Below are 11776 nucleotides of genomic sequence, written 5' to 3'. Positions count from 1 at the left end.
ACATGGAAAAAAATAATGATAAAAATTTATTCACCAGCTACTATAGGAAATATAAGTGTAGGATTTGACACACTAGGATTAGCAATTTCTCCATTAGACAATTCTAATTTAGGAGATACTATAGAAATAAAAAAATATAAAAATTTTAAAATAAAAAATATTGGAAAATTCTCAAAACAACTTCCAAAAAAATTTACAAAAAATATTATATGGCAATGTTGGAAATATTTTTGTAAAAAAATAAAAAAAAACATATCAGTATTAATAACTTTAGAAAAAAACATTCCTATAGGGTCAGGACTTGGTTCTAGTGCATGTTCAATTTCATCAAGTTTAGTTGCTATGAATGTATTTTGCAATAATCCATTATCTAACATTGAACTTTTAAAATTAATGGGAAAATTAGAAGGAAAAATTTCTGGTAATGTGCATTATGACAACGTCGCTCCTTGTTTTTTAGGAGGGCTTCAAATAATATTAAATAAAAAAAATATAATAAGTCAAAATATACCATTTTTTAAAAATTGGATATGGATAGTAGCTTGGCCGGGAACAAAAACATCTACTCTACAAGCTAGAAAAATATTACCTAAAAAATATAAGTTAAAAACTTGCGTTGAACATAGTAGAAATCTATCAGGATTTATACATTCATCATATTCTATGCAACAGAAATTAGCTTCTAAATTTATAAAAGATTTAATAGCAGAACCATATAGAATGAAATATATACCAAATTTTATAGAAATAAAAAAAACTATAGAAAAAATGGGTGCAATAGGATTTGGAATATCTGGATCAGGTCCAACAATTTTTTCTATATGTAAAAATATTACAATATCAAAAAAAATATCACAATGGTTGACAAAAAATTATTTAAAAAAAAAAGAAGGATTTGTAAAAATATGTAAAGTAAATAATAAAGGAACAACAATAATTGGATAATATAATGAAACTATATAGTTTAAAAAATATTTTTAAAGAAGTAACCTTTTTAGAAGCTGTTCAACTTGGATTGTGTGAAAAACAAGGTTTGTTTTTTCCAAAAAAAATACCATTTTTTAAAAAAAAAGAAATAAAAAAAATATTAAAAATGAATTTTTTTGAAAAAAGTTTTAAAATATTAAATGCTTTTATAGGAAATGAAATATCTAAAACTAATTTACGCAAAATAATAAAAAAATCTTTTGAACATACAATTCCAAAAATAAGAAAAATAGAAAAAAATATTGCATGTTTAGAATTATTTCATGGACCTACATTAGCTTTTAAAGATTTTGGTGCAAGATTTATGTCTCAAATAATATATTTTTTAAAAAAAAAAAATAAAGGCAAAGTAACAATATTAACTGCAACTTCAGGAGATACTGGAGCAGCTGTCGCAAATGCATTTTATAAAATGAAAAATGTAAATGTAGTTATATTATATCCAAAAGGAAAAATAAGCAAAATACAAGAAAAAATGTTTTGTACTTTAGAAGAAAATGTAAAAACAATATCTGTAAATGGAAGTTTTGATGAATGTCAAAAATTAGTAAAAATTGCGTTCAACGATTCAAAATTAAAAAAAAAAATTGGTTTGAATTCAGGAAATTCTATAAATATAAGTAGATTGTTAGCTCAAATTTGTTATTATTTTGAAGCATTTTCTAATTTAAAAAAAAAATATAGAAAAAATTTAATAATATCAGTTCCATGTGGAAATTTTGGTAACATAACAGCAGGATTAATAGCTAAGTCAATAGGACTTCCAATAAAAAGTTTTATAGCATCTACAAATTCTAATGACACAGTTCCTAGATTTTTAAAATATAATAAATGGGAACCTAAAAAAACAATTTCTACAATTTCTAATGCAATGGATATTAGTATTCCAAACAATTGGGATAGAATAATAGAATTATTTAAACAAAAAAAATGGAATATAAAAAATTCAAAATACTTAAAATTTGGATCAGTATCAGAAAAACAAACAAAAAAAAGTATAAAAAAATTATATAAATTAAAATATATTTCTGAGCCGCATGCTGCAGTAGCATATACAATATTAAAAAAAAAAATAAAAAAAGAAGAATATGGGCTATTTTTAGGAACAGCACATCCATCCAAATTCAAAGATACAGTAGAAGAAATTATAAATAAAAAAATAAAATTACCTGAAAAAATTAAGCACCAAAAAAATATGAAATCTTTTTCATTTTCTATAGATCCAAAATTCAATTTATTAAAAAAATTTTTAACGTAAAATAAATTAAGTTTCCTAACAAGTAAAAAAATTAAACACACTTGATAGGAAACTTAAAAAAATGTACTATACATTAAATAAAAAATATATAATATCTCCATCAGACAAAATATAATTTTTACCTTCTAATCTATATTTTCCAAATTTTTTTACCATCTTTATACTTTTATAAAATAAAAAATCTTTATAAGAAATTACTCTAGCTCGTATAAATCCCTTTTTAAAATCTGTATGAATAATATTAGATGCATCAATAGCAGTAATACCTTTTTTTACTATCCATGCTCTTATTTCTTTATCTCCTACAGTAAAAAAAGTTTGCATGTTTAACAAATTAAATGCTAAATATATTATTTTATTAATATCTTTTAAAAAAAACTTTAACATAGTATCATAATTAATATTATTTTTAAACAATGAAATTTTATTAAAATTAATACAAATAGGAAAAATTTTATAAGGAAAATTTATTAATTTATTAAAAATTTTGTTTTTAATTTTTAAAAAAACAAAATCTTTTATACTTATATTTGCAATATATAATACAGGTTTATTGGTTATAAAATTAAAAATTTTTACAATATTTTTTTGTTTTTTACTAAAAACAACATTGTTAAGCATAATGTTTTTTTTTAAATTTTTTAAACAAAGATTTAGTACATCAAAAATTTCAAATAAATTATCTGATTTTTCTAATTTTTTTTTTTTTATTTTTTCTTCATAACATTTTATATATTTTTTACAATTTTGATAATCAGATAAAATAAGCTCTGTATTAACTAAATCAACATCATATACAGGATCAACTTTATTATTAACATGTATTATATTTTCTTCTTTAAAAAATCTAACTACATGTAATATTACATCAACATTTTTAATATTTTCTAAAAATTTATTACCTAAACCATCACCTAAATACGAATTCTTAATTAATCCAGCTATGTCTACACATTTTATATAAGATTTTATAATATTTTTAGATTTAACAATTTTAGCAATTTTATCTATTCTATAATCTTCAACAACAGAAATACCTATGTTAGGTTCTATAGTACAAAATGGAAAATTTTTGGAAGGAACGTTTGATTTTGTTAATATATTAAATAACATAGATTTTCCAACATTAGGTAAACCTACTATACCGCATTTTAATGACATAATTAAAACTTCTCTAATTTTTGTTAATAAATTTTTCAACAATATTTATTGAACTATATATAGATTGAAAAATTAACTTTTTTTCTTCTTTACTAGGCTTAGATAATACATAAGAAGATAAACTAACATTTCTTTTAGGTCTTCCTATACCAATGCATAGCCTATTAAATGCAACTTTATTTTCAAATTTACTGATTATATTTTTTATACCATTATGACCATAATTTTTATATGAAGTAATAAATTTTGTTTTACCAACAAAAGTATTTAAATCATCTTGTATAATTAAAATATTTTTAATTTTTATTTTATAAAAAGAAGCTACCGCATAAATAGATGTTCCATTTAAATTCATATAAATATTTGGTATTAAAAAATAAACATTGTTATTAACACATTTACATAATCCAATGTATCCAAAAAATTTTTTTTTATATTTTAGTACTATTTTAAATTTTTTATATAAAATTTTTATAAACCATGATCCAACATTATGTCTAGTATCAATATAGTCTTCAATAGGATTAGATAAACCAACTATCATTTTTGTATTTATCAAAAAAATTCCTCATATAAATTTTTTATAAAATATTTTTTAAAAAATTATTCAATAGTTTTATTTTTTTTTATATATGCATTATATCTTTCAAAAACAATATCCCAATTTAAAATTTTCCAAAAATTTTTTATATAACTGATTTTATCATTTTTATAATTTAGATAATATGCATGCTCCCATAAATCTAAACAAATAATAGGATAACCAAATACACCGGAAATATGTTTACCCATTAAAGGGTTATCTTGATTGTTTGTAGATACAATCTCTAAAAAATTATTTTTTTTAATAATTAACCAAACCCACCCAGATCCAAAATGAGCAGCTGCAACATTTTCAAAATTTTTTTTAAAATTTTTAAAAGTTTTAAAATTCTTTTTTATAATTTTTTTAAAATTAATATTTATATTAGTTTTTAACTTTAAATTTTCCCAAAATAATACATGATTATAATAACCTCCTAAGTTATTTTTTAATGTTAAAATATTTTTAATATTAATTTTACTAATAGAAGAAACTAAATTTTCTAAAGAACTATAAGTTATAGTATTTTTTTTTAATATAACATTTAAATTATTTAAATAATTTTTATGATGTTTATTATAATGTATAAACATTGTTTTTTTATCTATATATGGCTCAAATTCTTTATACGAATAATTTAAAATAGGTAATTTAAACATTTTTATTACACACTTTGAAATAAAAATTTTTATAAAAAATAACATAACTCTATTATAAATAAAAATGATAAAATATAAACAAATTTTTTATAAATATTTTATAAAAAAACTATTTTAATAAAATAAATATGTAAAAAAATGGTCAAAAAAATGAAAGATAACCACAAAATAAATTATTTTTTAAAGAAAAGATTTAGAAATTTTTATCCAGTTGTAATAGACATAGAAACAGCAGGATTTAACTATAAAACAGATGCAATGCTAGAAATAGCAGCAATAACTTTAAAAATGGACAAATCAGGATGGTTAAAAAGAGAAAAAATTTTTCACTACCACATAAAACCATTTATAGGATCTACATTAAATAAAACTTCAATCAAATTTAACAAAATAGATCCATTTAGCCCTCTGAGAGGTGCTGTAAGTGAAAAAAACGCTTTAAATAGTATTTTAAAAAAAATAAATAAAAGAATAAAATTAGAAAAATGTAAAAAAGGAATAATAGTTGCTCATAATTCAATATTTGATTTAAATTTCTTTATGTCAGCTATAAAAAGAAATAGTATAAAAAAAAATCCTTTTCATACTTTTGCAACATTTGACACAGCTACATTAAGTGGTTTAGCAATAGGTCAAACTGTCCTATCAAAAGCATGTAAAAATATAGGAATATATTTTGACAATAAACAAGCACATTCTGCATTATATGATGCAATAAAAACAGCAACTTTATTTTGTAAAATAGTAAATAAATGGAAAAAATTAGGAGGTTGGCCTATAAAAAAATAAAAAAATAGATATAACAACAAATTTTAAAAAATAAAATTTAATGTTATATCTCAAAAAAAAATAAAAAATTATAAAAATATTAAACTATGCTGTATCTAAAATTTTTTGTAATTCTCCAGTTTTTGACATTTTAATTATTATATCACATCCACCAATTAACTTTTTATTTACCCACAATTGAGGAAATGTAGGCCAATTTGAAAGTTTAGGTAATTCTATTCTAATATCTGGATATTGTAAAATGTCTATATATTTACATTTTTTAGTATACATAGAAATTATATTAGATGCTTTAAGAGAAAACCCACAACTTGGAGAATTAAAACTACCTTTCATATATAATAATATTGGATTATTTTTTATTTGTTCTTTTATTTTTTTTATTGTATTTTTTTGTTTTATGCACATAATAAAATTTTTTAAATATATTTTAAAGTTATACATTTATATCTATAATATAAAAAAACTAAAAAATAATATATAGACATCAATATTTTTTTTTGTAATAATAAAAATATTATAATTTATTTGGGGCTGTTTTAGGATTTGACAAATAACTTTAAAATTTTAGGTTCATGTCGAGATATAATAAATCTCGTAAAAAAAATTAAATAGACACAATATTTGCAAACAAAACAAAATACGCTTTAGCGGCTTAAAAACCAATATAGCCCTTTTTTCTAATTATTTCTCTTTAAAATTAGAATAAAAGGTCACCTTAAAATAAGAGATTATTAATAAAAATGTTCATTTTTTATTAAAAAAATTTTTATATGAACTATAATTTTTATAATATGTCTATATATTTAAAAATTTAAATATTAAAATAGAATACACATGTAAAACCTATATTATAAAATGTTATTTGGACGCGGGTTCGAATCCCGCCAGCTCCAAAATAATATTTTATTAAAAATTTTAATACATTGAAAATTATGAAAAAAGATAAAAAAAAAAAAAAAGAAACAAAAAAAAAAACTAAAAAAGAAGAAATAAACTACTATAAAAAAAAAAATAATAAAATTTGCGTAAAAATAAAAAAATATAAAAAAAAAATAAAAGAATTAAAAAAAATAAAAAATGAAATTTATATTAGAGAAATAGCTAATATAGAAAATATAAAAAAAGAAACAAAAAAAAAAATAAAATATTTTAAACAAAAAAATATGAAATTATTAATTGAAAAAATTAAAAATATCATAGATAAAATTAAACAAATAAATAAAAAAATTATAAAAAAAAAAATAGACAAAAATCCTATTTTACAAGGAATACCTTTAATATTAAAATCTATACTAAAAATAAAAAAAAAATATACTAATTTTTAAAAAAATATATATTTTGTTATAAATTCCAACATATCTTTTTTTTGTGCAAAATATTTAAAATTTTATTTGTTTTTAAAAAATGCTTGCATCCAAAAAAACTTTTTCTTGCAGAATATGGAGAAGGATGAGATGAAGTAAAAATAAAATGTTTTTTAGTATTAATTAAATTAATTTTTTTTTTTGCATTATTACCCCATAATAAAAAAATTATATTTTTTCTATAAAAACTTATTTTTTTTATAACAAAATCAGTGAAAAATGACCACCCAATTTTTTCATGAGAATTTGGCTTTCCTTCTTCTACTGTAAGTATAGTATTTAACAAAAAAACACCTTGAAGTGCCCATTTTATTAAACATCCATGATTTGGAATATAAAAATTGTTTACATTATTTTTTAATTCTTTAAATATATTTATTAAAGAAGGTGGAATTTTAATACCATAATTTACTGAAAATGCTAAACCATTTGCTTGACCAAATTTGTGATAAGGATCTTGACCTAATATAACTACTTTAATTTTATCAAAATTAGTATATTTAAATGCAGAAAATATATCATTATTAGAAGGATATATTTTTTTTGTTAATCTCATTTTATTGATAAGTTTTAATATTTTAAATAAATATTTTTTTTTTTTAATACTTAATATATCTTTCCATGTTATAATTTTTTTCATATTTTAAGATTTCCAATTTAAAATATTAAATACATTATTTTAAATCTAAAATTTTTATATAAAAAAATCAATATATAAATAAAAATAGGAAAAATATGACATTAGTAACAAAAAAAGCTCCTAAATTTTATGCAACTGCTATATTACCAAATAATAAGATAATAGAAAATTTTGATTTTAAAAAATACATAAAAAATAAAATATCTATATTATTTTTTTGGCCTATGGATTTCACATTTGTATGTCCTACAGAAATAATAAAATTTAATCAACTATATGAGAAATTAAAAAAAAGAAAAACAAAAATAATCGGAGTATCTTGTGATTCTATATATTCACATTATACTTGGAAAAAAGAATCAATAAAAAACGGAGGAATAGGAAATTTAAAATATATAATTTTATCTGATATAAAAAAAGAAATACAAAAATTATATGAAATTGAACATCCAAAAATGGGTATTGCGCTAAGAGCAACATTTATAATAGATTCTGATGGCATAATAAAACATGAAACAATAAATGATCTTCCATATGGCAGAAACATAAAAGAAACAATTAGAATAGTAGATGCTTTAAAATTTCATAAAAAACATGGTGAAGTGTGTCCATCAAATTGGAATAAAAATAAAATAGGAATGAAACCTTCTATAAAAGGTTTACAAGAATATTTAAAAAATAAATAAAATAAAAAAAATAAACCAGCATAAAAATTTTTGCTGGTTTAATTACAATTGTTAAAAAGATTTAATTTCTATATAAAATCATTTTCTATAAAATTCTCTTCAGATTCTTCTATAGAATCATTTTTTACAATATCAAAATTATTCTTTTCTAAATTATCTAATTTAGAATTTTCTAAATTTTCTTTAATATGTTCATTTTCATGTATATGACTAGCATCTAAATTATTTTTATCATTTTCATCTAAATTAAAAATATTTGTATTATGTACATCATTTATTATAGGTTGATCATGTCTATTTGAACTGAATAAACTTGTTAACAAATTACCAAACACTACACCACCAGCTACACCAGCTGCAGTTTGCAATGCATTTCCTAAAAAACTATTATTACTTTTATAACCAGAAAAATTACTTTCTTTAACAATTTTTTCATTACTATTATTTTTTTCTGAATTACTAATATTATTATTTATACTACTTGCACCAATTTCACTTTTTTTATCTTTTTTTTCAGAACTAAAAAAATTTGACAAAAAACTTTTTTTAGTATTTTTTTTAAAATCTTTTAGTTCTTCTATTTTTTTCTTTAAAGTATTAATATTATTATTTAATCTTAATATTACTTCATCTTGAACTAACAAAGACTGAACCATGTAATAATGAGAATTTGGATTCTTCTTTATTAAATCAATTATTAAGTTATTAGCATCATCATCTTTTTTAGAAAATTTTTTTTCTATACCATGTATTTTTTTAAACAAATTTTTAATAAGTTTACTTTCTTCAGAATTCATATTGTTATACCAAATATTATTAAGAAAAATTATTAAACTAAAATTTAAAATAAAAATAAAAATAATATAAAATTAGTAATAAAAATTACTAACAACTTTGTTGATAAAAATATTTAAAAAGATACAATTATATTAATTAAATATTTTATACAAAATATATATAAAAAAATAATTATTATTTTATATTTAATTAAATTAATTTAACTATATTATATTTCTATTATATATAAAAATACTATAAAAGAGAAAAAATATGAATAATATTTATAAAAATGTAGAAAAAGTATATATAGAAAAAGAATTAAAAAATTCATATTTAGATTATGCTATGTCAGTAATAATAGGTAGAGCTCTTCCAGATGTTCGAGATGGGTTAAAACCAGTGCATAGAAGAATATTGTTTGCAATGAATATATTAAAAAATTATTATAACAAACCATATAAAAAATCTGCAAGAATAGTAGGTGATGTAATAGGAAAATATCATCCACATGGAGATTCTGCGGTTTATGATGCAATAGTTAGAATGGCTCAATCATTTTCACTTAGATATATGTTAATAAAAGGGCAAGGAAATTTTGGCTCAATAGATGGTGATTCTGCAGCAGCGATGAGATATACTGAGATAAAGATGTCAAAGATATCTCATGAATTTATAAATGATTTAAATAAAAATACTGTAAAATTTGTTTATAACTATGATAATACAGAAAAAATACCAGAAATTTTACCAACTAAAATTCCAAATATATTAATAAATGGTTCTTCAGGAATAGCAGTAGGAATGGCTACTAACATACCTCCGCACAATATTAAAGAAATAATAAATGGATGTTTAAAATATTTAGAAAATAAAAATGTTACATTAGAAAATTTGATGAAAGAAATACCAGGTCCTGATTTTCCTACTTATGGCATTATATATGGATCCGAAGGTATAAAAAAAGCATATAAAACTGGAAGAGGAAAAATATATATTAGAGCATTAAGTGTAATAAAAAAAAATAAAAAAACAAAAAAAGAAACTATAATAATAAAAGAAATACCATATCAAGTAAATAAATCTAAATTAATAGAAAAAATATCAGAATTAATAAAAGAAAAAAAAATAGAAGGAATAAGCACATTAAGAGATGAGTCAGATAAAGAAGGAATGAGAATAGTTATAGAAATAAAAAAAGATTCTATCGCGGAAGTTATATTAAACAAATTATATTTACTTAGCAAATTACAAATTTCTTTTGGAATAAACATGGTAGCATTGTATAATGGAAAACCAAAAGTTATGAGTTTGATAGAAATTTTAAATGCATTTATATATCATAGAAAAGAAATAATAATAAGAAGAAGTATATTTGAATTAAAAAAAAACTGTGAAAAATCTGAATTATTAGAAGGATTTGAAATAGCAATAAATAACATAGATATAATATTAAAAATATTAAAAAAATCTAATAATATATCAAAAACTAAAAAAATATTATTAAACAAAATATGGAAAATTAAAAAAAACAATTTTTATAAAACTTTTTTAGAAAAAAATAAAATATTAAATAAATATCAAAAAAATAAAAATATAAAAAAAAACAAAAAATACCTTTTAACAAAAAAACAACTACATGCAATTTTAGATATAAAATTACAAAATATAACAAGTTTAGAAAGTAAAAAAATATATGAAGAATATAAAATAATATTAAAAAAAATAAAGGAATTAACAAACATAATAAGTTGTAAAAAAAAATTAGTAGAAGTAATTAAAGAAGAGTTAACAAATATAAAAAAAAAATTTGGTGATAATAGAAGAACAAAAATAAAAAATAAAGTTTCAAAAATAAATATAGAAGATATAATAACAAAAAAAGATGTAGTAGTCACATTATCAAATTTAGGATATGTAAAATATCAACCTTTATCAGATTATAATGCTCAAAAAAGAGGTGGAAGAGGAAAATTAGCAGCTAAAATAAAAAAAAAAGATTTCATAAAATGTTTACTAGTAACAAATACACACAATACAATTTTATGTTTTTCTAGCAGAGGAATAGTATACTGGATAAAAGTATATCAATTACCTAGTTCAAATAGAAATACAAGAGGTAAACCAATAGTAAATTTATTACCATTAAAATTTAATGAAAGAATTACAGCAATTTTACCAGTTTCTAAATATGATAAAAACACAAATATTCTTATGGCAACTTCAAAAGGAATAGTAAAAAAAACATCATTACAAAAATTTAAAAAACAAAGAAATTCAGGAATTATAGCAATAAATCTTAATAAAGAAGATGAATTAATAGGAGTATCTTTAACTAATGGAAAAAACACAATAATGTTATTTACATCACAAGGAAAAGTAGTGCATTTTTCAGAAAATTATGTAAGAAAAATGGGTAGAACCGCTGCAGGAGTAAAAGGAATAAAAATAAACAAAAAAGATGAAGTAGTATCATTGATAATACCAAAAAAAAATGGAGAAATATTAACAGTAACTAAAAATGGATATGGAAAAAGAACAAAAATTTCAGAATTTCCTATAAAGTCTAGAGCTACAAGAGGAATCATTTCTACAAAAATAACAAAAAAAAATGGTGTAGTAATAGCTTCTATACAAGTTACAAAAAAAAATCAAATAATTATAATAACAAATTCTGGAATATTAGTTAGAATTAGAGTATCAGAAATAGGAATATTAAGTAGAAATACTCAAGGAGTAATTTTAATAAGAACAAATAAGAAAAAAAAAGTAGTAGCAATACAAAAAGTAAAAATACCATTTTGTAAATAAATATTTTTTATATTTTTTTTTAAAATAGAAAAAATTTTAAATTACAAAAAATTATAAT

Annotated in this window: 12 protein-coding genes and 1 other RNA gene; 7 read left to right on the top strand and 6 right to left on the bottom strand. The window is 19.6% G+C overall.

Annotated elements, in window-relative coordinates; genetic code table 11:
- Window positions 1-15 precede the first annotated feature (15 nt).
- Entirely contained in the window at window positions 16-945 is a 930-nt protein-coding gene (gene thrB / locus RJD44_RS00715) for a homoserine kinase (protein ID WP_343190074.1), read from the top strand.
- A 4-nt stretch (window positions 946-949) separates the two neighbouring features.
- Window positions 950-2245, top strand: coding sequence for a threonine synthase (gene thrC / locus RJD44_RS00710; RefSeq protein ID WP_343190073.1), 1296 nt, complete (start codon window positions 950-952; stop codon window positions 2243-2245).
- Window positions 2246-2311: 66 nt separating this feature from the next.
- Here thrC and ychF read toward each other — a convergent pair whose 3' ends face one another.
- From ychF to RJD44_RS00695, 3 genes are read right to left on the bottom strand one after another with little or no spacing between them, the layout of a single operon-like run.
- Window positions 2312-3406: a redox-regulated ATPase YchF gene (ychF, locus tag RJD44_RS00705; protein WP_343190072.1), complete on the bottom strand. Its 1095-nt coding sequence runs from the start codon at window positions 3404-3406 to the stop codon at window positions 2312-2314.
- Window positions 3407-3419: 13 nt separating this feature from the next.
- Entirely contained in the window at window positions 3420-3965 is a 546-nt protein-coding gene (gene pth, locus RJD44_RS00700) for an aminoacyl-tRNA hydrolase (RefSeq protein WP_343190071.1), read from the bottom strand.
- Window positions 3966-4009: 44 nt separating this feature from the next.
- On the bottom strand, window positions 4010-4693 hold the full coding sequence (locus tag RJD44_RS00695; protein ID WP_343190070.1) for a superoxide dismutase: 684 nt from the start codon (window positions 4691-4693) through the stop codon (window positions 4010-4012).
- Window positions 4694-4786: 93 nt separating this feature from the next.
- On the opposite strand from RJD44_RS00695, the gene rnt reads away from it, so the two are divergent.
- On the top strand, window positions 4787-5437 hold the full coding sequence (rnt, locus tag RJD44_RS00690; protein ID WP_343190069.1) for a ribonuclease T: 651 nt from the start codon (window positions 4787-4789) through the stop codon (window positions 5435-5437).
- A gap of 84 nt (window positions 5438-5521) precedes the next feature.
- On the opposite strand, the gene grxD is transcribed toward rnt, so the two are convergent.
- Window positions 5522-5845 (bottom strand): Grx4 family monothiol glutaredoxin, encoded by a 324-nt coding sequence (grxD, locus tag RJD44_RS00685; RefSeq protein ID WP_343190068.1) that lies wholly within the window; start codon window positions 5843-5845, stop codon window positions 5522-5524.
- Between the two features lie 122 nt (window positions 5846-5967).
- Here grxD and ssrA point away from each other — a divergent pair.
- Together ssrA and RJD44_RS00675 are read left to right on the top strand one after the other, a co-directional pair.
- Window positions 5968-6336, top strand: a transfer-messenger RNA (tmRNA) gene (gene ssrA, locus RJD44_RS00680).
- A 36-nt stretch (window positions 6337-6372) separates the two neighbouring features.
- Window positions 6373-6765, top strand: a complete 393-nt coding sequence (locus tag RJD44_RS00675; RefSeq protein ID WP_343190067.1) for a hypothetical protein — start codon at window positions 6373-6375, stop codon at window positions 6763-6765.
- Window positions 6766-6781: 16 nt separating this feature from the next.
- Here RJD44_RS00675 and ung read toward each other — a convergent pair whose 3' ends face one another.
- Window positions 6782-7444: a uracil-DNA glycosylase gene (ung, locus tag RJD44_RS00670; RefSeq protein WP_343190066.1), complete on the bottom strand. Its 663-nt coding sequence runs from the start codon at window positions 7442-7444 to the stop codon at window positions 6782-6784.
- A gap of 95 nt (window positions 7445-7539) precedes the next feature.
- Between ung and RJD44_RS00665 the strand changes: the two genes are divergently transcribed.
- Window positions 7540-8130, top strand: a complete 591-nt coding sequence (locus RJD44_RS00665) for a peroxiredoxin (RefSeq protein WP_343190065.1) — start codon at window positions 7540-7542, stop codon at window positions 8128-8130.
- A 68-nt stretch (window positions 8131-8198) separates the two neighbouring features.
- On the opposite strand, the gene RJD44_RS00660 is transcribed toward RJD44_RS00665, so the two are convergent.
- Complete coding sequence (locus RJD44_RS00660; protein WP_343190064.1) at window positions 8199-8927, bottom strand: DUF2076 domain-containing protein; 729 nt, start codon at window positions 8925-8927, stop codon at window positions 8199-8201.
- A 253-nt stretch (window positions 8928-9180) separates the two neighbouring features.
- On the opposite strand from RJD44_RS00660, the gene gyrA reads away from it, so the two are divergent.
- Window positions 9181-11718 (top strand): DNA gyrase subunit A, encoded by a 2538-nt coding sequence (gene gyrA / locus RJD44_RS00655; protein WP_343190063.1) that lies wholly within the window; start codon window positions 9181-9183, stop codon window positions 11716-11718.
- Window positions 11719-11776: the final 58 nt, after the last annotated feature.

The sequence above is a fragment of the Buchnera aphidicola (Astegopteryx bambusae) genome (assembly GCF_039365365.1).
In the GTDB taxonomy this organism is placed as follows: domain Bacteria; phylum Pseudomonadota; class Gammaproteobacteria; order Enterobacterales; family Enterobacteriaceae; genus Buchnera_G; species Buchnera_G aphidicola_B.
This window is presented reverse-complemented; position numbering and strand designations above follow the sequence as displayed.